The sequence below is a fragment of the Pseudomonas syringae genome (genome assembly GCF_000737245.1).
GTDB classification, from domain to species: domain Bacteria; phylum Pseudomonadota; class Gammaproteobacteria; order Pseudomonadales; family Pseudomonadaceae; genus Aquipseudomonas; species Aquipseudomonas syringae_J.
Genome location: NZ_JPQU01000030.1, coordinates 15,479 through 39,706 on the forward strand (window position 1 = coordinate 15,479; position 24,228 = coordinate 39,706).

The window sequence follows — 24,228 nt, forward strand, 5'->3', positions numbered from 1 at the left end:
CCATGCATAACCCCTGCGCAATCATCCCGGTCTTCGATCACGAACTGGCGGTACCTGCGGTCGTCCAAGCGGTGCGGGCGGCGGGCTTGCCTTGTGTACTGGTGGACGACGCCAGCAGCCCGGCGTGCGCGGCGGTGCTGCGGCAACTGGCCGAGGCGGATGAAATCTACCTGGTTACCTTGCCGGTCAATCAAGGCAAAGGCGGCGCGGTGATGGCGGGATTCAGAGAGGCTCACCGGCTGGGCTTCAGCCATGCCCTGCAAGTGGATGCCGATGGACAGCATGATCTGGGAGATCTGGGGCTGTTTATCGACACCTCACGAAAGCAACCCGAGGCTTTAATCTGCGGTTATCCGCAATACGATGCCAGCGTGCCCAAAGGTCGTTTGTATGCGCGCTATCTCACGCATTTCTGGGTCTGGGTCAACAGCCTGTCGTTACAGATCAAGGATTCCATGTGCGGCTTTCGGGTCTACCCGCTGGCCCCGGTCCTGCGTTTGATCGATAGCGTGCAGATCGGCAAACGCATGGACTTCGACTCGGAAATCCTCGTGCGCCTGTCATGGCGCAACCAGCCTATGCACTGGCTGCCAACCAAGGTGCATTACCCTCAGGATGGCCTCTCGCACTTCAGAATGTTCCACGACAACGCGCTGATCTCGAAAATGCATACCAAGCTGTTCTTCGGCATGCTCGCGCGCTTGCCGCTGATCCTCTGGCGGCGGTGGTTGCCATGAACATTATGTTTTCCGCAACCCCTGTAGGAGCGCGCTTGCCCGCGGTGGCGTCAGGTCAGGCAATGCATTTTTTCGCTGACACAACGCATCGCGGGCAAGCGCGCTCCTACCGAGAAGTCCCTCGATGAATGACAAACACTGGGCCAAACACGAAGAGCGCGGCAGTTTCCTGTTGATGAAGCTCACCGCCTGGGGCGTGCGTCATCTGGGGCGGCGGGTCCTCAGTCCGGTGCTGCATGGCATCGTGCTGTATTTTTTCCTGTTCGGCCGAAGTGCGCGCAAGAGTGCCTGGGAGTACCAACGTCGTTTGTCCGAAGCCAGCGCCAGGCCAGAGCTGATGCCCACCCATAAAAGTGTGTTCGGCCAGTTCATGGCCTTCGCCGATTCGCTGCTGGACAAGCTCGATGTGTGGAACGGCAAGCTGCGCCTGGAGCAGATCGAAATCGTCGATCCGGCACTGTTACGCAAACAACTCCGCAGCGGACGCGGGCAGATGCTGGTCGGCGCTCATCTGGGCAATCTGGAAGTCTGTCGCGCACTGGCAGAACTCGGTGAAAAAGTCACCATGAACGTGCTGGTCCACACCAAGCACGCCGAGCGCTTCAACCGTCTGCTGGGCGAAGCGGGCGCGACCAACCTGCGGCTGATTCAGGTCAGCGAGCTGGACCCGGCGGTCATGCTGCAACTGAGCCAGCGGCTGGATGACGGCGAATGGCTGGCCATTGCTGGCGACCGAGTTGCGCTGCACGGCGGGCGCAACGCGCGGGTCGATTTTCTCGGCGCCCAGGCCGCGTTCCCGCAAGGTCCGTGGCTGCTGGCCGGGCTGTTGAAGTGCCCGATCAATCTGATTTTCTGCCTCAAACGCCCAAGCGGTTATCAAGTGACGCTGGAACCCTTCGCCGACGCCATCGAATGGCGTCGCAGCGATCGGCAGCAAGTCATTGCCCACTGCGCCCAGCGCTATGCCGACCGCCTCGGCCACTACTGCCTGCAAGCTCCGCAGCAGTGGTTCAATTTCTACCCATTCTGGAAGTCCGATGACGAATCAAGTTCCTGAGCCGGTTACTTTCGGCGAGCGCGCGTTGCAGATCGAAGACGTACTGGCCCTGGCAAATCGCCAGGTCGCTACTGCTCTGCAAAGCGACAGCGCCTATCGCCAGCGCATCGCCAAGGGCGCGCAGTTTCTCGATTCGCTGTTGGACAAGGAAGGCGTGATCTACGGCGTCACCACGGGTTACGGCGACTCCTGCGTGGTAGCGGTGCCGTTGCAACACGTCGAAGCCTTGCCGCGTCATTTGTATACCTTCCACGGCTGCGGGTTGGGCAAACTGCTGGATGCCCAGGCAACCCGCGCCGTGCTCGCCGCGCGCTTGCAGTCGCTGTGCCACGGGGTTTCCGGGGTGCGCATTGAGCTGCTGGAGCGCCTGCAGGCGTTCATTGATCAGGACGTATTGCCGCTGATCCCGGAAGAAGGCTCAGTGGGTGCCAGTGGCGATCTGACGCCGCTGTCTTACGTCGCCGCCACCTTGTCCGGCGAGCGCGAAGTGATGTTCCGTGGCGAACGCCGCCAGGCCAGCGACGTGCATCGCGAACTGGGTTGGGACCCGCTGGTCTTGCGTCCCAAAGAAGCCCTGGCGCTGATGAACGGCACAGCGGTGATGACCGGTCTTGCCTGCCTGGCCTTCGCTCGCGCCGATTACCTGCTGCAACTGGCGACGCGCATCACGGCGATGAATGTGGTTGCGTTGCAGGGGAATCCGGAGCATTTCGACGAGCGTCTGTTCGCGGCAAAACCGCATCCTGGGCAGATGCAGGTCGCGGCCTGGCTGCGTAAGGATCTGGCCATCGATGCGCCGACCGCGCCGCTGCATCGCTTGCAGGATCGCTACTCCCTGCGCTGCGCGCCTCACGTACTCGGCGTGCTGGCAGACAGCCTGAACTGGCTGCGCTCGTTCATAGAAATCGAACTGAACAGCGCCAACGACAACCCGATCATCGACGCTGAAGCCGAGCGCGTGCTGCACGGCGGGCACTTCTACGGCGGGCATATCGCCTTTGCCATGGACAGCCTGAAAACCCTGGTGGCCAACGTCGCCGACCTGTTGGATCGCCAGTTGGCTTTGTTGGTGGACGAGCGTTACAACCACGGATTGCCGAGCAACCTGTCCGGCGCGCCCGCTGATCGGGCGATGATCAATCATGGCTTCAAGGCGGTCCAGATCGGCACCAGCGCCTGGACTGCCGAAGCCCTGAAAAACACTATGCCAGCCAGCGTTTTTTCACGTTCTACCGAGTGCCACAATCAGGACAAGGTCAGCATGGGCACTATCGCGGCCCGGGATGCCATTCGCGTTCTGGAACTGACCGAGCAAGTTGCCGCCGCCACGTTGATTGCCGCCAATCAGGGCGTCTGGCTGCGCAGCAAGGCTGCGGACGCCCGTCCGTTGCCTCCAGCACTGGCCGCCATGCACGAGCAATTGGCTGCAGATTTCCCGCCGGTGATTGAAGACCGGGCACTGGAAGCCGAATTGCGTCTGTGCCTTCAACGTATCGCTGATCGCCATTGGAGGTTGCATGCGCAGTAAAGGCGTACTTCACGTTGATACCGAAGTGCTGGTGCCGTTTTTCGACGTCGATTCGATGAATGTCGTCTGGCATGGCCATTACATCAAATACCTGGAAGTTGCCCGCTGCGCGCTGCTGGACCACATCGGCCACAACTACACACAGATGCTCGAGTCCGGCTACGGCTGGCCAGTGATCGACATCCAGCTTCGTTACGTGCGCGGCGCGGTGTTCGGCCAGCGTCTTAGCGTACGCGCCAGTCTGGTGGAGTGGGAGAGCCGTTTGAAAATCAATTACCTGATCAGCGACGCCGAAACCGGCGAGCGCATGACCCGCGCCAGCTCGGTCCAGGTGGCCGTGGATATCGAAACCCGCGAGATGCAACTGGCCTCGCCAAAAGTCTTTACCGAAGCGGTTGAGCGGGTGTTGGAATGAATCGAGATGCCACGGATAACCGCAGTCCTGTGGGAGCGAGGCTTGCCCGCGATACGGGCACCGCAGATGTCAGGTCTGCCGCGTCAAACCTCATCGCGGGCAAGCACCGCTCCCACAGAGATATCATTCCAGCCATGCGCCATTTTGCGTGCCTCCTGGCACTGCTCTGCCTCTCCCCCCTCGCCCAGGCCTTCGACCTGCAGCAGCTCAGCGATCAACTGGCCAAACCGGTAGTGGTGCGCGGCGATTTCATTCAGGAAAAACACCTGCGTGCCTTGCCCCAACCCCTGATCAGCAAAGGTCGTTTTGTGCTGGCCAAGGAGTTCGGCTTGTTATGGCTGCTGAACACGCCACTCAAACAGGATTACCGAATAAGCCCATCGGGTATTGCCCGACGTGACGCGGCGAACGGCTGGCAATTGCTGCCCAACAAGAGCGCCGGTGCCGAACAGAACCGGCTGTTCCTCGCGGTTTTGCAAGGTGACAGCAGCGGTCTGCAACGAGACTTCGACTTGCAGCTCAAGGGCGATGCCAGTGCATGGCAGCTGACTCTGACCCCGCGCTCAATGCTGCTGCAACAAGTGTTCAAACAGATCAACATCGATGGCGGCCAACTGGTGCAACGCATCGAACTGCTGGAAACCCAGGGCGACAGCACGCTGCTTAAAATGATCGACAGCCAGAGCGTGCCAGCCTTGAGCGATGCGGAGCGTAAAGATTTTGCAGACTGAACGCCTTTTACCGCGCCTGTTCCTGATCCTCCTGCTGGCCGTATTGGCGCTGGCGGGCTGGCAATGGCGTGATGGTGCGCCGCTGTCCGCCAACTTGATGGAACTGGTGCCCGGCACGAGCCCCGATCCGCTGGAGCTGCGTGCAGAACAGCGCATGCAGGAACCGCTCAATCGCGAAATGCTGGTACTCGTCGGCCATACCGATCGGCAACAGGCGATTGCGCTGGCCAAACAACTTGGCGAGCAATGGCAGGCCAGCGGCTTGTTCGAGAAGGTGCAATGGAACCTTCAAGCTGACCTGCCCGCCTTGCGCACGCAGCTGTTGCAAGGCCGCCTGGCGATGCTGCCGGCTGCTGATCGAGCCCAACTGATTCAGGATCCACAAGCCTTCATTCAGCAACGGGTGCAGAGCCTGTTCGATCCGTTTACCGGTTTCAGCCTGGTGCCAAGTCAGGATGACTGGCTCGGGCTGACCGGGCGCATTCAGAACGGCATGCCGCAACACGGTTCGGTGCAACCGGATATCGGCAGCGGCGCGCTGATTGCCGATGCCGACGGCAAAAGCTGGGTGCTGCTGCGTGCCCGCACTCAAGGCAATGCGTTCGACATGCAGCTGCCGTTGCACGTCGCAGACTTGCTTAGCGCGGCCCGGCAACAAGCAGCGCAGGTTAACGGTCAATTACTGGCCGCCAGCGGTTTGCTGTACGCAGCCGATGGTCAACGTCAGGCGAGTCGGGAAATCACCTGGGTCGGCGGCGGCGCCACGCTAGGAATTCTGTTGCTGCTGTTGCTGGCGTTTAGGCGCTGGCGCGTGCTGTTGGCGTTCGTGCCGGTGCTGGTGGGCATGCTGTTCGGCGCAGTGACTTGTGTCGCCTTTTTCGGCCATATGCATGTGATGACACTGGTACTCGGTTCCAGCCTGATCGGTGTCGCAGTGGATTACCCGCTGCATTACCTGTCGAAAAGCTGGAGCCTGAAACCCTGGCGCAGTTGGCCCGCCTTGCGCCTGACATTGCCCGGCCTGAGCCTGAGTCTGGCGACCAGCTGCATTGGTTATCTGGCGCTGGCCTGGACCCCGTTCCCGGCTTTGACACAAATCGCGGTGTTCTCCGCAGCCGGACTGGTCGGCGCTTATCTCACCGCCGTCTGCCTGTTGCCTGCTTTGCTCAAGAACACTGAGCTGCGTCCGGCGCAATGGCCGCTGGACCTGGCAGAACGCATGCTGGGTTGGCGCGAGGTGTTGCTGCAGCGCATCGGCACGCCGATTCTGCTGGGCTTGCTACTGGTGTTCTGCGCCACAGGGCTGTGGCAACTCACCACCAAAAACGATATCCGCCAGTGGGTTTCAGCCCCACCGGCGCTCACCGACGAAGCCAGCACCATCGCCCGTATTACCGGTTTCCAGCCCACCAGCCAGTTTTTTCTGGTGCGCGGCAAAGACCAGCAGCAGTTGCTCGAGCGGCAAGCGGCGCTGGCTCAGCGCCTCGATCAATTGGTGGGTCTTGAGGAATTGAAAGGCTATCTGTCCCTGAATCAGCTCATCGCCTCTGAGGCAGAGCAAAACGCATTACGCGATGCGCTGGGGCAAGTGGCGAGGCGATGGCAGCCACTGGTGGAATTAGGCGTACCGGTCACGGCCTTGCAGGCGGAACTGACTCAACTGCAAGCGCTGCCACAACAGGATATTACAGCCGTACTGGCCGGGCCCTTGGGCGAGCCTTGGCGCACGCTGTGGCTGGGCGACACGGAAGACGGCGTCGCGGGGCTGGTCAGTCTGCAAGGCCTGAATGATGCCGTCTTGTTGAGATTGCAGGCTCAGGACCTGCCTGGCGTGCAACTGGTTGATCGTCTCGGGCAACTGAACAGTGTATTCGCCGCGACGCAGATCAGCGCCGCCGAACTGAAACTGCTGTCCTGCGTGCTGATCGTGTTGCTGCTGGTGGTGCCCTTCGGCTTCGGCGGTGCGCTGCGCATCGTCGCCCTGCCGTTGCTGGCGGCGCTGTGCAGTCTGGCGAGCCTCGGTTGGCTCGGCCAGCCGCTGACCCTATTCAGCCTGTTCGGCTTACTGCTGGTGACGGCGATCAGTGTCGATTACGCGATCCTGATGCGCGAGCAGATCGGTGGCGCAGCGGTCAGCCTGCTTGGCACCCTGCTGGCGGCCGTCACCACCTGGCTGTCGTTCGGTTTGCTGGCAGTGTCAGGCACGCCTGCAATCAGTAACTTCGGTTTGTCGGTCAGCCTGGGGCTGGCCTTCAGTTTCATGCTCGCCCCCTGGGCCGGCAAACGACCTGCGCCCGCCGCGACGCAAAGCGAGGCCCTCTCGTGATGACGCTGCTGTTCTGGCTGATGGCCCTGCTGATGTTTGCGCTAGCGACTCGCCTGGGTCGCTATCTGGGCCTGATCCCGATTGTCAGTCAGTTGCTGGTGGCGACGTTTGGCCTGCCGCTGTTGATGCTGTTCTGGGTTGAGCCAGATTGGCAACTGAGCGGTGCGCAACTGATTGCCCCGATCTGGCTGAAAACCTTGTACGGCCTGAGTTTCGCCATGGTGCTGGGGCACATTCTCAGCGACGTGATCGACGTGAAGCTGGACCGCCAGAGCCTCAAAGTCGCCGTGCCCAGTTTCGGCGTACCCTTCCTGGCAGGCCTTGCTTGCGCGATGCTGTTTTTCCCTGCTCAACCCTGGATCAGCTCCTTGGCTCTGGGCCTGGTGTTTGCCATTACGGCCATTCCGGTGCTGTACCTGTATCTGCAACACATTGGCTATCCACCCGAAGCGACCCGGCGGCTGGTGCAAACCGCGATCATCATCGACCTGGCGTGCTGGAGCCTGTTCGGCATCGCCCAAGGCAGTCTGAGCCTGACCAGCCTGCTGCTGCCGTTACTGGGTGCCTGCGTGCCTTTGCTGTTGCGCGGCATACGAGTGCGTCAGCCGGTGGTTTACAGCGTTAGCTTTTTTGCCCTGCTGATGGTGGCCGAGCACTACAAACTCAATGCGCTGATTTTCGGCATTGGCTACCTGCTGTGCATGGCGCGCCTGAAGCAGCCATGGGTGCTGCCGATCAGCACGCAATGGTTCAAGCGAGTGCAAACCTGGCTGGCGATCCCGCTTATCCTGACCTTCGGCATCGTGCAGATCAATGTGCACAGCGCGATGGACAGCCTGACCGGGGTACAACTGGGGGCGCTGATTCTGCTGCCTATTGCGAGCAAGATGCTCGGTAACTGGCTAGGCCTGCGCTGGGCGACGCCCTCGTTCCCCGGCGCCAGCCGCTGGCGGGAAAGTGTCCTGCTCAATATTCGTGGCTTGAGTGAAATCGTTTTCCTCAATCTATTGCTGCAACAACAACTGATCAGCCCGGCGCTGTACTTCGCACTGATGCTGATGAGCCTGCTCGCGACCTTGCTGCCAGCCCTGCTGGGCATGGGTCGTGCGCCGTTGCCGCGTCCAGACACCGTCGAACAAGTAAGGAAATCTTGTGCCCATAACTGATAGGGAAAGCCGCACCGTCGTCGTCATCGGTGCCGGCCCGGCCGGTGCAATTGCCGCGACGCTGCTCAAGCGCAAAGGCCACGACGTGCTGATCATCGAGCGCCAGCTGTTTCCGCGCTTTTCCATTGGCGAAAGCCTGCTTTCCCATTGCCTGGACTTCGTTGAAGAAGCCGGCATGCTCGAAGCCGTTCAGGCCGCTGGTTTCCAGAAGAAGAACGGCGCGGCGTTCGCCTGGCGGGATCAGTACAGCGCGTTCGATTTCGGCGACACCTTCACTCAGGGCCAGCCTTCGACCTTTCAGGTTGAGCGCGGCACCTTCGACAAACTGCTGGCCGATCAGGCCGAGTTGCAAGGTGTGGAAATCCGCTATCAGCAGGAGATCATCGCGGGGGATTTCAGCCGCCCGCAACCTGTGCTCAGCGTGCGTCGCGAGGACGGCAGCGAATACCAGCTGCAAGCGCAATTCGTGCTCGACGCCAGCGGTTATGGCCGGGTACTGCCGCGTCTGCTTGACCTTGAAGCACCCTCCAACTTCCCGGTGCGCCAGGCGGTGTTCACCCATATCGAAGACCATATCGACCCGGCGAATTTCGACCGCGAGAAGATCCTGGTCAGCATCCACCCCGAGCATCGCGATGTATGGTTCTGGTCGATCCCGTTCAGCAATGGCCGCTGCTCTCAGGGCGTGGTCGCCAATGCCGAGCGTTTCAAAGACAAACCTGAAGATCTGGACGCCTGCCTGCGTGCGTTCATCGACGAAACCCCGCACCTCAAAGCACTGCTCAAAGATGCGGTCTGGGACACCCCGGCGCGGACCATCGGTGGCTACTCGGCCAACGTCAAGACCCTGCACGGCCCGGGCTTCGCTCTGCTGGGCAACGCAGCTGAATTCCTCGACCCGGTGTTCTCCTCAGGCGTGACCATTGCGATGCGCTCAGCGAGCATGGCGGCGGATGTACTGGATCGCCAGCTGCAAGGCGAAAGCGTCGATTGGGAAACCGAATTCGCCAAACCACTCAAGCGCGGAGTAGACACCTTCCGTGCCTATGTCGAAGGCTGGTATGAAGGCACTTTTCAGGATGTGATTTTCTATCAGGAAGGCACGCACGAGATCCGCCGCATGATCAGCTCGATCCTCGCCGGTTATGCATGGGATGAGCGCAATCCGTTCGTCAGCGAACCCAAGCGTCGCCTGCGCATGTTGTCTGAAATTTGCGCGAGCAAGACACAATGAGCGGGCCGTTCCTGAGCGACAGCTATGTGGAAGAAACCCGCTTCGGGCTGTGGTTCCTGCGCAGCCACACTTGGCAGCATCGCGTGTTGCGGGTGGCGATCGACGACCTGCGCAGCCTGTTCGATAAGCCGCTACCCGCTGCGCCGGTGCTGCTGGATGCCGGCTGCGGCCAGGGCAAGTCGTTCAAGCACCTGCGTCAGGTGTTCGCCCCCTCCCGCCTGTTGGGCTTGGACGCGGATCCCGACAGCCTGACCATGAGCCGCGCAGAAGCCCGCGCCCACGGTATCAATGTCGAGTTGATCGGCAGTGACTGCGCAGCGCTGCAACTGCCCGATGCCAGTGTCGACATGCTGTTCTGCCATCAGACCTTTCATCATCTGGTGAAGCAGGAGCAAGCTTTGGCGGAGTTCTATCGCGTGCTCAAGCCCGGCGGTTATCTGTTGTTTGCCGAGTCCACCGAAGCCTACATCGACACCTGGGTGATCCGCTGGCTGTTCCGCCATCCGATGCATGTGCAAAAAAGTGCCGGGCAATACCTGCAGATGATCCGTGATCAGGGCTTCCAGTTCGGGCCGCAGAATGTGTCCTACCCGTATTTGTGGTGGAGCCGATCCAAAGACTTCGGCCTGCTGGAGCGCCTTAAACTGCGCAAGCCTGCGCCAGTCGGCCAGCGTGAAGAAACCCTGGTCAATGTCGTGGCCCGCAAACCGCTTGAAGGGGGCAACCCATGATTCGTGCATTGCTGATTGGCTGCATCCTGTTGCTGAGCGCCTGCGCCAGCCAGACTCCACTCCCTGTTTCGATGCCGCATTTGCAGTTGCCGATGCAGCTGCATATTCAACGCCAACTGGCCGAGCAACGGCAGGACTGGCTGCTGGTGATTCAACAGGAAGCGACCGGCCTGCGCTGGTCGCTGATGGACCCGCTGGGCATTCCCCTCGCCCGCCAGCAGTTGATCAATGGCCAATGGCAGGCTGACGGCCTGTTACCCCCGAACGCCGAGGCCCGGGAATTGTTCGCGGCCCTGCTGTTCGCCCTGACCCCCGACAACGAGTTGAACGCAGGTTATCCCCAGGCCATGCGTCGCGGCACGCAACGTATATTCGAGGCACGCTGGGGCGTGGAGTACAGCAGTGCCGACACCTTCAGGCTGGTGATTCTTGGCGACAAGAACGGTCAGCGGCTGGACTACAGCGTCAGCCCGCTAAACATCGAGCGTGCGCCATGACGGCTTATCTGAACGCGCTGGGCCTGATCTGCGCGCTGGGCAATGACCGTAGCGAAGTCGCCCGCAGACTGTTTGCCGCTGACGACTCGGGCATGGTGCCGGAAAGCGGCTGGGTACCTGAACGCAGCCTGCCGGTGGGCGCGGTGAAGGCGCAATTGCCAGCAATCCCTGCTCAACTGGCCGATCACAGCAGCCGCAATAATCAGTTGCTACTGGCCGCTGCGCTGCAAATCGAGCCTCATATTCGTGAAGCAATCCAGCGTTATGGCACCGATCGTATTGGCGTGATTCTGGGCACCAGCACCTCCGGCATCGATGAAGCCGGTCGCAGCATTGGTGCCTGGCTCAACGATCAGCAGTTCCCGGCGGATTATCACTACCAGCAACAGGAACTGGGTGCCCCGGCCAATTTTCTCGCTGACTGGCTGCAACTGAGCGGCCCTGCCTATGTGATTTCCACTGCTTGCACGTCCAGCGCTCGGGCATTGCTCAGCGCCCGTCGTGCGCTGGCTTTGGGGCTGTGCGATGCCGTGCTGTGCGGCGGCGTCGATACCTTGTGCAAGTTGACGCTCAATGGCTTTTCCGCCCTTGAAGCAGTGTCGCAACAACGCTGCAATCCGTTCTCGCGCAACCGGAACGGGATCAATATCGGCGAGGCGGCGGTGCTGTTCCTGATGACTCGCGAAAAAAGCGCCGAGCATTCCATCGCTCTGCTGGGTGCCGGGGCGACCTGCGACGCACACCATATTTCCGCACCGGAACCCACTGGTCGGGGTGCCCGCCAAGCCATGCAGCAAGCACTGGATAATGCCGGGGTCGATGCCGCGCAGATCGGTTATCTGAACCTGCACGGCACCGCCACCCAGCACAACGACGCCATGGAAAGCCTCGCCGTCGACGCGATATTCCCCGATGGGGTGCCCTGCTCATCCACCAAGCCGCTGACCGGCCACACCCTGGGCGCGGCGGGAGCGCTGGAAGCTGCGTTTTGCTGGCTGAGCCTGGCCCCGGAAAACCTTAACAACGCTTTACCGCCCCAGGTGTGGGACGGGCAGGCGGACCCCGAGCTGCCAGCCTTGCGGTTCACCGACTGTCAGTCGCGGTTGGCGCAAACCCCGCAGCGCTACCTGATGAGCAATTCGTTCGCGTTCGGTGGCAATAACATCAGCCTGATTATCGGAGACGCAGCATGATCGATTGGCCGCTCGCCGAACTGATCCCCCACGCTGGCGACATGATCCTCATCGACGAGGTTGTGTCGTTTGATGAAGAACAGATTCATACCCGCACAACCGTCACGCCCGGCGGCCTGTTCAACCGCGCCAACGGCGACATGCCAGCCTGGATTGGTATCGAGCTGATGGCTCAAAGTGTCGCGGCCTATGCAGGTTGCCAGGCGCGCAGCCGGGGCGAACCGGTAGCATTGGGCTTCCTGCTGGGCAGCCGCAAGTTCGAATGCAGCGTGGAACACTTTCCTGCGGGCAGCGACCTGACAATCCATGCCCTGCGTTCACTGCAGGATGACAACGGCATGGGCGTATTCGAATGCCGCCTGACAGGCACGCCCCGAGCCGGCCCGGCCTTTGAAGCCTTTGCCCGCCTCAACGTTTACTGCCCGCCAGAAGCGGCAAATTACCTGACTGAAGGAACCCCGGCATGACTGACTCAATACTGGTCACAGGTTCCAGTCGTGGCATTGGCCGGGCAATCGCCTTACGCCTGGCAACGGCAGGTTTTGATCTGATTCTGCATTGCCGTAACGGCCGCAGCGAAGCCGAAGCGGTTCAGGCTGAGGTGGTTTCTCTGGGACGCCAGGCGCGGATTCTGCAATTCGATGTGGCGGACCGTGAAGCGTGCAGAACCATTCTTGAACAAGACGTCGAAACCCACGGCGCTTATTACGGCGTGGTGCTCAATGCCGGTCTGACTCGCGACGGGGCCTTCCCGGCTTTAAGCGACGAGGATTGGGACGTGGTGCTCAGAACCAACCTCGACGGCTTCTACAATGTGCTGCATCCGGTAATGATGCCGATGATTCGTCGTCGGGCTGCAGGGCGGATCGTCTGTATCACCTCGGTTTCGGGGCTGATCGGCAATCGCGGGCAGGTCAACTACAGCGCGTCCAAGGCCGGTGTGATCGGTGCCGCCAAGGCGCTGGCCATTGAACTGGGCAAGCGCAAGATCACCGTCAATTGTGTCGCCCCCGGGCTGATCGATACCGCCATGCTTGACGAAAACGTTCCAGTGGATGAGCTGATGAAAATGATCCCGGCACAGCGCATGGGCACACCCGAAGAGGTTGCTGGCGCGGTGAACTTCCTGATGTCGGCTGAAGCGGCGTACATCACCCGCCAGGTGCTGGCCGTCAATGGAGGCCTGTGCTGATGAAGCGCGTCGTCGTCACCGGCATGGCCGGCATCACCTCACTGGGCAGCACCTGGGACAGCATTGCCGCCAACTTCGACGCCAACCGCAGTGGTATTCGGCGCATGGGCGAATGGGATCGTTTCATTGAACTGAACACGCGGCTGGCAGGCCCGATTGACGACTTCGTCGTACCTTCTCACTGGACCCGCAAACAACTGCGCAGCATGGGCCGAGTTTCCCGGCTGGCCGTGGGAGCCTCCGAGCAAGCCCTGATCGATGCCGGTTTGCTCAACGATCCGATCATCCGCGACGGGCGCATGGGCACAGCCTGTGGTTCGTCCACCGGCAGCACCGACGAGATCAAAGCCTTCGGCAACATGCTGCTCAATTCGGTGGCTGAAGGGCTCAATGCCAATTCTTATGTGCGGATGATGCCGCACACCACCGCGGCCAATATCAGCATTTTCTTCGGCCTGACCGGTCGCCTGATCCCCACTTCCAGCGCCTGCACCAGCGGTAGCCAGGGCATCGGCTATGCCTACGAATCCATCAAGTTCGGGCGCTTGCCGCTGATGCTGGCTGGCGGCGCAGAAGAGCTGTGCCCCACTGAAGCCATGGTTTTCGATGCGCTGTACGCCACCAGCCTGAAAAACGATGCACCGCAGACCAGCCCGCGCCCTTACGACAGCGGCCGCGATGGTCTGGTGATCGGCGAAGGCGGCGGCATGTTGGTCCTGGAAGAGTTGGAGCATGCACTGGCCCGTGGCGCGCATATTCACGCAGAGCTGGTGGGCTTCGGCAGCAACGCCGACGGCGCTCACAGCACCCGCCCGGAACAGGCCACCATGCGCCGCGCCATGGAGCTAGCCCTGGAAGACGCCAACCTGCCGCCCGAAGCCATCGGCTACGTCAACGGCCATGGCACCGCCACTGAACAAGGCGACATTGCCGAGACCCTGGCGACCAGCAGCCTGTTCGGCTCGCGCATGCCGATCAGCTCGCAAAAAAGTTTTCTCGGCCACACCTTGGGCGCCTGTGGGGCGCTGGAGTCGTGGTTCTGTATCGAGATGCTCAACCGCGACCGCTACATTCACACGCTCAATCTCGACGAAGTCGATCCGCAATGTGGCGAGCTGGATTACCTGCGTGGTGAACCCCGGAAGATGAGCCATGAGTACGTCATGAACAACAACTTCGCTTTTGGTGGAGTCAATACCTCGTTGATTTTTCGCCGCTGGTCCTGAAACTTTAACTCACTCTCAAGGAGAGACTCATGCAATTGAAACCCTGGATCGCCGCCACGGCCATCGTGTTGTCTGTACTACCCGCCGTTAGCCAGGCCCGCGATACGGCGCTGTATCTGCCGTTCCAGAAAGTCATCAATGACATGACCACTGCCGGCAAGATCGACGGCAGCGTGAAGTTCTATCTGGCCGGCGTGCAACCCAAGGGCAAAGTCACCGTCCTCAGTGCTGGTGCCGTGACCAACAAGAAGACCAACGCCTTCAACAAATCCGACACCGAAGCCTGTGAGTGGGTACTGCAATCAGCCATCCTGCAAATGTACAGCGCCGCGAAAAAGGTCAACGCCAACGCCGTCACCAACATCGCCAGCTACTACAAAAGCATCGAACGCAAAGACCCACAGACCTATGAATGCCATGCAGGCGCAATCATCGCCGGCGTCGCGCTCAAGGGCGACTTGAGTAAGATGGATTGATCCACCGCTGCTATTGATATCTGTAGAAGCGAATTGCGGTGTGTCAGACACACCGATTTCGCGACCGTCGTAACCTCCGATTGCTCCTACAGAAGAGCGGTGTGCCTGAAAGAAACGCAGGGCCTGCTGGGCTATTTCTCGGGCACCGCAATGCCACTGCACACAGTCACTCCGTTAACGAGCAATTCTGGCTGATCGCATTGACCTGCGCTCAGCACCGTATCAAACCAGTTTCGGAAAAATCCAATACGCGTGTACTGCCCAGCATCAACCAGCCCGCGACTCACCAATCCCAGCCCGACATACTCGCCGTTCTGGATATACAGCAGCGGCCCGCCCGAATCCCCTCCTCTGGCTATATCACTGGCACACACGTTGAGGGCCGGGTCATAGTTGGTATCGGGAAAGCCTTCGGGCACATCGATGCACTTTTGGGTTTCAAGAATTTGTCCATTGGCGTGATAGAGGTGATCTGGCATTTGCCCGGATTCCGTTAACCCGAACCCGGCCAAAAACACAGCATCGCCGACCATCTCCTGGCCCTCGCCATTGTGCAGTTTGAGAAGGTAAGTGCTTTGAGCAGGACGCTTCAGTTTTAACAGGGCTATGTCGTATTGTCCTTTGCTGCGGTCAGCCTGTGCCTCGCGGGAATAGGGCTCCCAACCTTTGTAATCTGCCGGAATAAAGGCTTGCTCAATTTCAACGGTGTCCAGGCTTATCACTGTCGGACGGTACTGCTCCATCCCGATCTGAACCTGGTAGGGCAACTGGCCACGAATGCAGTGAGCGGCGGTCAGCACCCAACTTGGAGCGACCAACGCGCCACCGCAAATATGCCTTCCACTCTGCTCCGTCACCGTACTGAAAAACGGATACGCACCCGGAGGCGTGGGGGTTCCGCCGACAATCCTTTCCTCCGCGAAAGCTGCCAGGGCAATCACACACATACTCAGCGTCAGGATATTTCTGTTCATGGCTCTCTCCTTGAATCCATGTCCAGCATCTGAATTAACTACCTGAGCATTAAAGGTAATCCTTGGATGGATGCAACGGTACTGTCAGAAATGACAGTCCTGAGGCGCGGTCACACCACAAACACTCCGCCTGCAGGAGCTGCCGAAGGCAGCGATTGCGCGTTATCTGACACACCGAATCGCGACCGTCGTAACCTCCGATTGCTCCTACAGGACAGCTGCGTGCCTGAACAACTCAGGACCTGTAGGAGCTGCCGAAGGCTGCGATTGCGCGTTATCTGACACACCGCATCGCGACCGTCGTAACCTCCGATTGCTCCTACAGTACGGCGGCGTGCCTGAAAGAACTCAGGACCTGTAGGAGCTGCCGAAGGCTGCGAATTGCGCTCTATCTGACACATCGCCATCGCGGCCTCGCGCTGCTACAGAAAGCTTTTCAGCCCGCCCTCTGGGTGACCAATTCCATGAACGCCTTAGCCCTGGGCGATTGCTGATCCTTGCGTTGAACCAGCCACACCGCGCTGGTGGCGTCCGGGTCGAGGAGGGTTCGGTAGACCACGCCGTCGATGCGCATACGGCGATAGGAAGCGGGTAATACCGTGACCCCAAGCCCCGCCGCGACCAGACCGATAATGGTCATCGCCTCTCCTGCTTCCTGAGTCATCAACGGGCTGAATCCAGCGGCTCTGGCCAGATCCATCAGTTGTGCGTACAACCCGCTGCCGTAGGTTCGCGGGAAGAATACGAACGGTTCGGCCGCCAGTTCCGACAGATACAAACCCTGCTCACTACCCTGAGCCAGCGGGTGATCGGCATTGATGATCGCCACCAGCGGCTCGCGCAGCAGTTCCACCACCAGCAGCGAATCAGGTAACGGCAGCGGACGCATGATCCCGACCTGAATCGACTCATCCTCCAGCCCTGCCGCCACTTCCTTGCTGGTCATTTCCTGCAAGGCCAAGTGCACGGCGGGGAAGCTTTGCCGAAAAGCGAAGATCGCCTGCGGGATGCTGGATGTGAAAGGTGCCGAGGTGGTGAAACCAATCTTCAGTTCACCCAGCTCACCTAACTGCGCTCGACGGGCGACATCCGACGCCTTATCGACCTGCGCCAGCACCAGACGCGCCTCATCCAGGAACAGCCGCCCCGCCTCGCTCAGCGCCACGCGACGATTAGTGCGCTCGAACAAGCGGACTCCCAGTTCCTGCTCCAAAGCCTGGATCTGTTGGCTCAATGGCGGTTGCGAAATACCCAGCACCTGAGCGGCGCGACCAAAATGCAGCTCTTCGGCCACCGCGATGAAGTACCGCAAATGACGTAATTCCATGGCTTTCCTATTGAGTCGTTTTACCTATCAAACAGGTCGAACAATATATTGGAAAGAATGATTGGCGAGCTATATTCTTTTTCTCACGCCCGCTTAAACGCTGCCCCGAGGTCTATCTTGAACCCTGCTGTCGCTTCGTCCGCCCCAGACACTTCATCGACCCTGATTGAAGCGGCCATCCCCCTGGGCGACACCTATATCGAAAAAGACACGCCTATGTTCATGCGCACGGTACTGGCGCTGTTTTCCGGCGGCTTCGCGACCTTTGCCCTGTTGTATTGCGTACAGCCGATGATGCCGGTGCTGTCTCGGGAGTTCTCGATCAACGCGGCGCAGAGCAGCCTGATTCTTTCGGTTTCTACCGCGATGCTGGCCATCGGCCTACTGATCACCGGGCCGATTTCCGACCGTCTTGGACGTAAGCCAGTGATGGTCCTGGCGCTGTTCTGCGCGGCGATTTTCACCCTCGCCAGCGCGCTAATGCCGACCTGGGAAGGAGTGCTGGTCACCCGAGCGCTGGTGGGACTTTCGCTCAGCGGTCTGGCAGCGGTGGCCATGACCTACCTCAGCGAAGAGATCCACCCCAACCACATTGGCCTGGCGATGGGCTTGTACATCGGCGGCAACGCCATCGGCGGCATGAGCGGCCGAGTGATTACCGGGGTATTGATCGATTACATAAGCTGGCACGCAGCGCTGATGGTAGTGGGTGTCCTGGCGCTGATCGCGGCGGGCGTGTTCTGGAAGATCCTCCCCGAATCCCGCAACTTTCGTGCACGCTCGCTGCAACCGCGCAGCCTGATCGATGGCTTTGTCATGCAGTTCCGCGACGCTGGCCTGCCGCTGCTGTTCCTTGAAGCATTCCTGTTGATGGGCAGCTTCGTCACTCTGTTCAACTACATCGGTTATCGCCTGCTGGCCGAGCCTTATCACTTGAGTCAGGCGCTGGTCGGGCTGTTTTCAGTGGTTTACCTGTCAGGCATCTACAGCTCGGCGAAGATTGGTTCGCTGGCCGACAGACTGGGGCGACGCCAAGTCTTGTGGGCGGTCATTGTGCTGATGCTGGTCGGCATCGTCTTGACCATGTTTGAACCGCTTGCGTTGGTGATCATCGGCGTACTGCTGTTTACCTTTGGTTTCTTCGGCGCACATTCAGTTGCCAGCAGCTGGATCGGTCGACGGGCGCTCAAGGCCAAAGGTCAGGCGTCCTCGCTTTATCTGTTCAGTTATTACGCTGGGTCAAGTGTGGCGGGAACTGCGGGCGGGATTTGCTGGCACTACGGCGGATGGAACGGCATCGGGTTGTTTATTGGGGTGCTGTTACTGATTGCGCTGGCTGTGGCGTTAAGGCTGAAGAAGTTGCCACCGTTGCAGGTGACAACCCAGATCTGAAGTTCTCCTGTTGGAGCGAGGCTTGCCCGCGATAAGGACACCGCGATCTTCAAACCGATCACCTAAACCTTATCGTCGGATTGCCGCCCAGACCAAGCACCGCTCCCACAGGATTGCATTTCAATCGGTAATCGCTTTACCCGTGATACTGCGCCGACAGCTCGTGCACTGCTTCGATGAACGCGCCGGCGTGAGCCGGGTCGACTTCCGGGGTGATGCCGTGGCCGAGGTTGAAGACGTGGCCGTCGCCGCTGCCATAGCTGGCGAGAATGCGTGAAACTTCGGCGCGGATCGCTTGCGGGCTGGCGTACAGCACCGAAGGGTCCATGTTGCCTTGAAGCGCGACCTTGCTACCCACACGACGACGGGCGTCGCCGATGTTGGTGGTCCAGTCCAGGCCCAGTGCATCAGCGCCCGTTTCGGCCATGCTTTCCAGCCACAAGCCGCCGCCTTTGGTGAATAGAATCACCGGGACCTTGCGACCGTCGTTCTCGCGAATCAGGCCGTTGACGATTTTCTGCATGTAGGCCAGAGAGAACTCCTGGTATGCCGCATCGGAAAGACTCCCGCCCCAACTGTCAAAAATCTGCACCGCCTGCGCACCGGCCATGATCTGGCCATTGAGGTAAGCGATGACCGAATCGGCCAGCTTGTCCAGCAGCAGGTGCATGGCTTGCGGGTTTTCGTAGAGCATGGCTTTGGACTTGCGATGGTCTTTCGACGAGCCGCCTTCGACCATATAAGTCGCCAGAGTCCAAGGGCTGCCAGAGAAGCCAATCAGCGGCACACGGCCATTGAGCTCGCGGCGGATAGTGCTGACAGCATCCATCACATAGCCGAGGTCCTTTTGCGCGTCCAGGACTGGCAGGGCTTCGATATCAGCCAGGGTATTGACGGTTTTCTTGAAGCGCGGGCCTTCGCCGGTCTCGAAATACAATCCCAGGCCCATGGCATCGGGGATGGTCAGGATGTCAGAGAACAGGATGGCCGCGTCCAGGTGCGGATAGCGGTCCAGAGGCTGCAAGGTGACTTCGCAGGCGAACTCCGGGTTCATGCACAGGCTCATGAAGTCCCCGGCCTTGGCGCGGCTGGCGCGGTATTCCGGCAGGTAGCGACCGGCCTGGCGCATCATCCAGACGGGTGTGACGTCCACGGGTTGCTTGAGCAGGGCACGAAGGAAACGGTCGTTCTTCAAGGCAGTCATGTCGGCATCCGCAAAAAAAGTGCGGGCATTTTCTCAGACGCAGACGTAAAAGGCACGGACCGAGCCGTGCCTTTTATCTATCGGGACGATTTGTCGCGGCAGCGGAACTCTGTAGGAGCCGCCGCAGGCTGCGAAAAAACCACACACTGCACCCTTCTTCAGATCGTTTCACAGCCTTCGGCAGCTCCTACAGAGGGACCGCGTCAAACTCAGTGCTTGGATTTATGCCAAGGCATGATTTCTTCAAACACCAGAACGCCTTTGTTATCGGCAGGCTCTCTGACCTTCAAACGCCACGCGCCTTTGCCCTTGTCATTGGGTATACCCGCGATGTTGAAGGTATACAGTTTCTCCTTGGCCTGGTTTTTCCCGACGCTATGGAATCCATGGCTGCCGTGGTCCAGCGGGAAATCTGTCTTGATCGTTTCGATGGACTTGAGTACCCGGTCCTCAATATGTTGATCCAGTTTTTTGAAAATCTTCGCGTCCTCCAGGCCTGTCAAATCCAGCTTGTACACCCCACCCCCTGCGCCACCCGGCGGATGGTAGCGCCACACATTCTGCTCGTCGGGAAACATAGGTGTTTTACTGGAAGCATTAGGATGCCGAAGATCAATCATCCGCCACACATGACTCGCGTGGTCCGGTTGGACGGGATAAGCCTTCCCTTTGCGCACCAGATAGAAACTCGACTGGCCATCAATGACCCGTTCATGGACGCCGTTGTAAAAACCGTCGGTACGCAGTTTCAAGCCACTCGGCAATTGGGGCATCGCCGGCCTGGCGTCGAAGTTAAGGACCCCGGTGTACTTGTCTATAAATTGCTTGGGCTGCGCAGGTTTGATCTTCGCAGGCTTGGCCTTCGATATTTTGGAAAAGGGAATCATATCGAGCAACAGAAGGGCTGCTTCGACAAAATAACTCTCTGCCTCTTTTGCCTTGCCTGCGGCGGCGTCGCGCAAACCCTGAGCGACCGCATACGTACTGCGAATCGCAGCGATGGGCAACGCAATTCTGAATGGCGTAAAAATCAGTGCTACTTCACCAGCAATCCTGATGATGTCCCAGGCACTCTGCCAATTTACTTCCGAGGTCGTATTGGTCTGCTCGTCGACTTTCTCGATCACTCTGTCAATGCGCGCTTCATATGCTGCTTCGAGAAAGTTTCCCGTGTAGGGCCTGGTATCAATAATGAGGGTGCGCCAGTTGTTGACCAGTGCATTTCGGACGTCGCGCTGCTGTTTGAGCGGGGCCATGCCTACCAGGTATTGCAGATAAACAGGGTCAAGCAAGATCGGCCGAAGCTCCTCAAGGTTGTTGAGCTCGCGCAAGCACTTCCCGTCCGGCGCTTGAGGGGTGTAGACCACAACCGTAGCAACGGCCTGGCTTGATTCCGTACCGATAATCAGCAGGCCATCCAGCTGTATTCCGTTAAGGCGCAGTTTCTGGACCTGAATATGATGGCGTTCTACGAGCCCGCGATTTCCGTCGTCAACAGGATGATCGACAACGGCCTTTACCCATTTGTAGCCACGATCTTCCTGGCCTGCCGGCGAAGTGCCGTCATCAAGGAAATCTCCGGCCATCTTGGCTTCCAGCGCATCAAAACGCATTTGCGCCTGCATCACCCGAGCGTACCGCGTTGCATACAATCGTCCCTGAGCCGAGGTCAGCAAACTCGATTTCACGAATCTCGGATACTCTTCACCGACATTCAGCCCACGAACAAGATCATAGATATAGGAAGCCGTAAGCCCACTGACGGGTTCTCCCTGGGCATTTTTAACAACTGCCGTCGTCAGGAAATTAATATTCGTGAACGCAACATTACTCAGGCTCAAATCCGTAAGGCGTTGCTCGCGACTAGAATGTACGACCTCAACATTATTCCCCGGCCCAGCCAAAGATGGAGTGACCACGACTCCAGTTACCTGGGTATGAAATGTTTCGATAATCACATCGTCAGGTTCGATTAACAGGCCATGATCAATGACGAGCCGCTCACGTAGTTTGATACGAGCATAGTCACGTATCTGCATGGACTCGCCATACATCTCGACATCCGGTAAGCCCGGCTCTTGCGCACTGAGTACCGTCAGATTGTAGTCGCGGAGTGCAACGCTCCACTGATGCCGATCAGCATCCGAAAGCCGCTTGAGCCAGTCAGGGAGCGCGTTGTTTGTATCAACGTCGTCGGCCTGTGCATCCAGCAATTCATCGATTTCGCGGCTACGTGCCCATTCCGCTTTAGAGTCTTCAAGGGCTAGGGCAAAGGCTTCGGGTAATACGTCGTGATGTATTAAGTCGATTTCCTGAGCATGGGTCAGTGGCAATACGTTGAGCAGATCCTCCAGGCGCTCGATCGGCAGTTGCGGGTTAAGTGCGCGCAACGCCCATAACGGCAGTGGTCGGTCTGGCGGCGTGGGCGTCCAGAAAGGGAGGAATGGATTCGAATCGTCGTCTTGATTTTCCGATTTCGACAGATCGGCATCAGCCAGCAATGCTTCCAGAAGCTGCGCACGTTTTGCTATCGCCAACTCTGCGATTTGTCCGCGTACGACTCTGATCCGGCTGTGGTCGGTGAAATCATCTCCGCCGCTACCGAGTTCGGAGTTAGCAGGAATTTGCCTGAACAGACCGTGAAACATCGGTTCGATAATGTAGGTGTTGGTATTACCCAATCCGGCGTAACTGCCATCTGCATGCTGCACCAGAGTGACGGCATGCTGGATGTCTGCTGCGTCGCTGCCTTTGAGATAACAGGCGATTTCGTCCCCTTCTTCATCAACGACGGACAGCTCTGTGTCCGCAGGCCAATGGGGCAGCTGCGTCAGCATGGCGAACAACAAACCGTCGCCACCGTAGGGGAAATAATTTCGTTCAGTGAAGCGCTCGGCAAACTGATCGAGGATCAGGTTTGCCTGCCGGCGGTCGCGGTACTCGCGAATTGCGCTGATGCTTGGGGTGAATGTCGTGGGCTCTTCAGTGATGGAGGATGCATCTTGAGACATGGCTACTTCCTTATAGCGACATGTGGGGAAAGGGAATCAATCTGGCAGATGGTTTCCCGGTGAATCGAGGCAAATCCTAGCTCGTCCTGAGTCCGGAAAACCCTTGGGGAAATGAACAGCAAAGAAGTTGGCGAGCCAGCAGGTAGTGGCGCAGAGGGGTTCAGAAAGGGGGAAAACGCCGGGGCGGCTGCCGTTGGCTTGAAAATAGTTAATTTGTTCAGATGGGGTAGTCGTGGGGCAATTTGTTGCAACGATTTACGCGATCGCTCTAGGAGCTCACGAGCAACGCGAGGCAGCGATAGCGGTTTGTCTGGCATACCGCTATCGCTGCCTCGCGTTGCTCGTGAGCTCCTACAGGCTCTACATTTTCGTCTTACACGCCCAGGTAATCCAGAATCCCTTCAGCCGCATTACGACCTTCGAAGATTGCGGTCACCACCAGATCAGAACCGCGCACCATGTCGCCACCGGCGAAAATTTTCGGGTTGCTGGTCTGGTGCTTGTACTGCGACTGTTCAGGAGCAATGACGCGGCCCTGGCTATCGGTCTGGATGCTGAACTGCTCGAACCACGGCGCCGGGCTTGGGCGGAAGCCGAAGGCGATGACCACGGCGTCGGCCGGGATGATCTCTTCGGAGCCCGGAATCGGCTCAGGGCTGCGACGGCCACGGGCATCTGGTTCGCCAAGACGAGTCTCGACGACTTTGACGCCTTCGACCTTGTCTTCGCCCACGATGGCGATCGGCTGACGGTTGTAGAGGAACTTCACGCCCTCTTCCTTGGCGTTTTTCACTTCCTTGCGCGAACCCGGCATGTTTTCTTCGTCGCGACGATACGCACAGGTCACCGACTTGGCGCCCTGACGGATCGAAGTACGGTTGCAGTCCATGGCGGTGTCACCACCGCCCAGCACGACGATTTTCTTGCCCTTCATGTCGACGAAATCTTCCGGCGACTTTTCGAAGCCCAGATTGCGGTTGACGTTGGCGATCAGGAAATCCAGAGCATCGTGCACGCCAGGCAGGTCTTCACCGGCAAAGCCACCCTTCATGTAGGTGTAAGTGCCCATACCCATGAACACGGCATCGTATTCTTCGAGCAACTGCTCCATGGTCACGTCCTTGCCGACTTCAGTATTGAGCCGGAACTCGATACCCATGCCGGTGAACACTTCGCGACGATGGCTCAGGACGGTTTTTTCCAGCTTGAACTCAGGGATACCGAAGGTCAGCAGACCGCCGATTTCAGGGTTCTTGTCGAATACCACCGGGGTCACGCCACCACGTACCAGCACGTCGGCACAGCCCAGACCAGCAGGGCCCGCGCCAACAATCGCCACGCGCTTGCCGGTCGGCACGACTTTGGACATATCCGGACGCCAGCCCATGGCGAACGCGGTGTCGGTGATGTACTTCTCAACCGAACCGATGGTCACTGCGCCGAAGCCATCGTTCAGGGTGCAGGCACCCTCACACAGACGGTCCTGCGGGCACACGCGGCCGCAGACTTCCGGCAGGGTGTTGGTCTGGTGCGACAACTCGGCCGCAGCCAGGATGTTGCCCTCGGCCACCAACTTCAGCCAGTTGGGGATGAAGTTGTGTACCGGGCATTTCCATTCGCAGTACGGGTTACCGCAACCCAGACAACGGTGAGCCTGATCGGCCGACTGTTGGGGTTTGAAAGGTTCGTAAATTTCCACGAACTCTTTCTTGCGCTGACGCAGCAGTTTCTTCTTCGGGTCTTTACGCCCGACATCGATGAACTGGAAGTCGTTACTTAGACGTTCGGCCATTTGGTGCCTCTTCGGGCAG

The 24,228-nt window shown here is 59.2% G+C and carries 21 protein-coding genes; 16 read left to right on the plus strand and 5 right to left on the minus strand.

The window, feature by feature from the left end; translation table 11 throughout:
• Window positions 1-2: 2 nt before the first annotated feature.
• From IV01_RS14935 to IV01_RS14865, 15 genes are all read left to right on the plus strand, one after another.
• Complete coding sequence (locus tag IV01_RS14935; RefSeq protein ID WP_032627990.1) at window positions 3-737, plus strand: glycosyltransferase family 2 protein; 735 nt, start codon at window positions 3-5, stop codon at window positions 735-737.
• A gap of 124 nt (window positions 738-861) precedes the next feature.
• A complete protein-coding gene (locus IV01_RS14930) occupies window positions 862-1,794 on the plus strand; it encodes a glycosyl transferase (RefSeq protein ID WP_032627991.1) in 933 nt (310 codons plus the stop codon).
• Complete coding sequence (locus tag IV01_RS14925) at window positions 1,775-3,322, plus strand: HAL/PAL/TAL family ammonia-lyase (protein WP_032627993.1); 1,548 nt, start codon at window positions 1,775-1,777, stop codon at window positions 3,320-3,322. Before IV01_RS14930 ends, IV01_RS14925 begins: the two co-directional genes overlap by 20 nt.
• Window positions 3,312-3,737 carry an acyl-CoA thioesterase gene (locus tag IV01_RS14920; protein ID WP_032627995.1) on the plus strand — a complete coding sequence of 142 codons (426 nt, stop codon included), beginning with the start codon at window positions 3,312-3,314 and terminating at the stop codon, window positions 3,735-3,737. Before IV01_RS14925 ends, IV01_RS14920 begins: the two co-directional genes overlap by 11 nt.
• Window positions 3,738-3,871: 134 nt before the next feature.
• Entirely contained in the window at window positions 3,872-4,468 is a 597-nt protein-coding gene (locus IV01_RS14915) for an outer membrane lipoprotein carrier protein LolA (protein ID WP_032627997.1), read from the plus strand.
• Window positions 4,458-6,794 carry an MMPL family transporter gene (locus IV01_RS14910; RefSeq protein ID WP_032627999.1) on the plus strand — a complete coding sequence of 779 codons (2,337 nt, stop codon included), beginning with the start codon at window positions 4,458-4,460 and terminating at the stop codon, window positions 6,792-6,794. The genes IV01_RS14915 and IV01_RS14910 overlap by 11 nt, the downstream gene beginning before the upstream one ends.
• Entirely contained in the window at window positions 6,791-7,960 is a 1,170-nt protein-coding gene (locus tag IV01_RS14905; RefSeq protein WP_032628000.1) for a sodium:proton antiporter, read from the plus strand. Before IV01_RS14910 ends, IV01_RS14905 begins: the two co-directional genes overlap by 4 nt.
• Window positions 7,947-9,194, plus strand: coding sequence for an NAD(P)/FAD-dependent oxidoreductase (locus IV01_RS14900; protein ID WP_032628003.1), 1,248 nt, complete (start codon window positions 7,947-7,949; stop codon window positions 9,192-9,194). The genes IV01_RS14905 and IV01_RS14900 overlap by 14 nt, the downstream gene beginning before the upstream one ends.
• Window positions 9,191-9,925, plus strand: coding sequence for a class I SAM-dependent methyltransferase (locus IV01_RS14895; RefSeq protein WP_032628004.1), 735 nt, complete (start codon window positions 9,191-9,193; stop codon window positions 9,923-9,925). The genes IV01_RS14900 and IV01_RS14895 overlap by 4 nt, the downstream gene beginning before the upstream one ends.
• Window positions 9,922-10,422 (plus strand): DUF3261 domain-containing protein, encoded by a 501-nt coding sequence (locus tag IV01_RS14890; protein WP_032628005.1) that lies wholly within the window; start codon window positions 9,922-9,924, stop codon window positions 10,420-10,422. Before IV01_RS14895 ends, IV01_RS14890 begins: the two co-directional genes overlap by 4 nt.
• Complete coding sequence (locus IV01_RS14885; RefSeq protein WP_032628006.1) at window positions 10,419-11,615, plus strand: beta-ketoacyl-[acyl-carrier-protein] synthase family protein; 1,197 nt, start codon at window positions 10,419-10,421, stop codon at window positions 11,613-11,615. Before IV01_RS14890 ends, IV01_RS14885 begins: the two co-directional genes overlap by 4 nt.
• Window positions 11,612-12,082, plus strand: coding sequence for a hotdog family protein (locus IV01_RS14880; protein WP_032628007.1), 471 nt, complete (start codon window positions 11,612-11,614; stop codon window positions 12,080-12,082). Before IV01_RS14885 ends, IV01_RS14880 begins: the two co-directional genes overlap by 4 nt.
• On the plus strand, window positions 12,079-12,807 hold the full coding sequence (fabG, locus tag IV01_RS14875) for a 3-oxoacyl-ACP reductase FabG (RefSeq protein ID WP_032628009.1): 729 nt from the start codon (window positions 12,079-12,081) through the stop codon (window positions 12,805-12,807). The genes IV01_RS14880 and fabG overlap by 4 nt, the downstream gene beginning before the upstream one ends.
• Window positions 12,807-14,033: a beta-ketoacyl-ACP synthase gene (locus IV01_RS14870; RefSeq protein WP_032628010.1), complete on the plus strand. Its 1,227-nt coding sequence runs from the start codon at window positions 12,807-12,809 to the stop codon at window positions 14,031-14,033. Before fabG ends, IV01_RS14870 begins: the two co-directional genes overlap by 1 nt.
• A 29-nt stretch (window positions 14,034-14,062) precedes the next feature.
• Window positions 14,063-14,509 carry a hypothetical protein gene (locus IV01_RS14865; RefSeq protein ID WP_032628011.1) on the plus strand — a complete coding sequence of 149 codons (447 nt, stop codon included), beginning with the start codon at window positions 14,063-14,065 and terminating at the stop codon, window positions 14,507-14,509.
• A gap of 131 nt (window positions 14,510-14,640) precedes the next feature.
• Here IV01_RS14865 and IV01_RS0124985 read toward each other — a convergent pair whose 3' ends face one another.
• Both IV01_RS0124985 and IV01_RS14860 read right to left on the minus strand, forming a co-directional pair.
• A complete protein-coding gene (locus IV01_RS0124985) occupies window positions 14,641-15,483 on the minus strand; it encodes a S1 family peptidase (protein ID WP_050507446.1) in 843 nt (280 codons plus the stop codon).
• 436 nt (window positions 15,484-15,919) lie between these two features.
• Window positions 15,920-16,810 (minus strand): LysR family transcriptional regulator, encoded by an 891-nt coding sequence (locus tag IV01_RS14860; protein ID WP_032628012.1) that lies wholly within the window; start codon window positions 16,808-16,810, stop codon window positions 15,920-15,922.
• Between the two features lie 117 nt (window positions 16,811-16,927).
• On the opposite strand from IV01_RS14860, the gene IV01_RS14855 reads away from it, so the two are divergent.
• Entirely contained in the window at window positions 16,928-18,202 is a 1,275-nt protein-coding gene (locus IV01_RS14855; RefSeq protein WP_032628013.1) for an MFS transporter, read from the plus strand.
• 136 nt (window positions 18,203-18,338) lie between these two features.
• On the opposite strand, the gene hemE is transcribed toward IV01_RS14855, so the two are convergent.
• The 3 genes from hemE to IV01_RS14840 form a co-directional block, all read right to left on the minus strand.
• Window positions 18,339-19,406 (minus strand): uroporphyrinogen decarboxylase, encoded by a 1,068-nt coding sequence (hemE, locus tag IV01_RS14850; RefSeq protein ID WP_032628015.1) that lies wholly within the window; start codon window positions 19,404-19,406, stop codon window positions 18,339-18,341.
• Between the two features lie 209 nt (window positions 19,407-19,615).
• The gene (locus tag IV01_RS14845) at window positions 19,616-22,417 is read right to left on the minus strand and encodes a dermonecrotic toxin domain-containing protein (RefSeq protein WP_032628016.1); all 2,802 of its coding nucleotides are present in this window, start codon (window positions 22,415-22,417) and stop codon (window positions 19,616-19,618) included.
• Between the two features lie 373 nt (window positions 22,418-22,790).
• The gene (locus IV01_RS14840; RefSeq protein ID WP_032628018.1) at window positions 22,791-24,209 is read right to left on the minus strand and encodes an FAD-dependent oxidoreductase; all 1,419 of its coding nucleotides are present in this window, start codon (window positions 24,207-24,209) and stop codon (window positions 22,791-22,793) included.
• Between the last annotated feature and the right edge of the window lie 19 nt (window positions 24,210-24,228).

Excerpts from the sequence above, each read along its gene's own strand:
- hemE (WP_032628015.1), bottom strand. The coding sequence starts at position 19,406 with ATGACTGCCTTGAAGAACGACCGTTTCCTTCGTGCCCTGCTCAAGCAA.
- IV01_RS0124985 (WP_050507446.1), bottom strand. The coding sequence starts at position 15,483 with ATGAACAGAAATATCCTGACGCTGAGTATGTGTGTGATTGCCCTGGCA.
- fabG (WP_032628009.1), top strand. The coding sequence starts at position 12,079 with ATGACTGACTCAATACTGGTCACAGGTTCCAGTCGTGGCATTGGCCGG.
- IV01_RS14930 (WP_032627991.1), top strand. The coding sequence starts at position 862 with ATGAATGACAAACACTGGGCCAAACACGAAGAGCGCGGCAGTTTCCTG.
- IV01_RS14915 (WP_032627997.1), top strand. The coding sequence starts at position 3,872 with ATGCGCCATTTTGCGTGCCTCCTGGCACTGCTCTGCCTCTCCCCCCTC.
- IV01_RS14870 (WP_032628010.1), top strand. The coding sequence starts at position 12,807 with ATGAAGCGCGTCGTCGTCACCGGCATGGCCGGCATCACCTCACTGGGC.
- IV01_RS14860 (WP_032628012.1), bottom strand. The coding sequence starts at position 16,810 with ATGGAATTACGTCATTTGCGGTACTTCATCGCGGTGGCCGAAGAGCTG.
- IV01_RS14890 (WP_032628005.1), top strand. The coding sequence starts at position 9,922 with ATGATTCGTGCATTGCTGATTGGCTGCATCCTGTTGCTGAGCGCCTGC.
- IV01_RS14885 (WP_032628006.1), top strand. The coding sequence starts at position 10,419 with ATGACGGCTTATCTGAACGCGCTGGGCCTGATCTGCGCGCTGGGCAAT.
- IV01_RS14840 (WP_032628018.1), bottom strand. The coding sequence starts at position 24,209 with ATGGCCGAACGTCTAAGTAACGACTTCCAGTTCATCGATGTCGGGCGT.
- IV01_RS14880 (WP_032628007.1), top strand. The coding sequence starts at position 11,612 with ATGATCGATTGGCCGCTCGCCGAACTGATCCCCCACGCTGGCGACATG.
- IV01_RS14925 (WP_032627993.1), top strand. The coding sequence starts at position 1,775 with ATGACGAATCAAGTTCCTGAGCCGGTTACTTTCGGCGAGCGCGCGTTG.
- IV01_RS14895 (WP_032628004.1), top strand. The coding sequence starts at position 9,191 with ATGAGCGGGCCGTTCCTGAGCGACAGCTATGTGGAAGAAACCCGCTTC.
- IV01_RS14920 (WP_032627995.1), top strand. The coding sequence starts at position 3,312 with ATGCGCAGTAAAGGCGTACTTCACGTTGATACCGAAGTGCTGGTGCCG.
- IV01_RS14865 (WP_032628011.1), top strand. The coding sequence starts at position 14,063 with ATGCAATTGAAACCCTGGATCGCCGCCACGGCCATCGTGTTGTCTGTA.
- IV01_RS14845 (WP_032628016.1), bottom strand. The coding sequence starts at position 22,417 with ATGTCTCAAGATGCATCCTCCATCACTGAAGAGCCCACGACATTCACC.
- IV01_RS14935 (WP_032627990.1), top strand. The coding sequence starts at position 3 with ATGCATAACCCCTGCGCAATCATCCCGGTCTTCGATCACGAACTGGCG.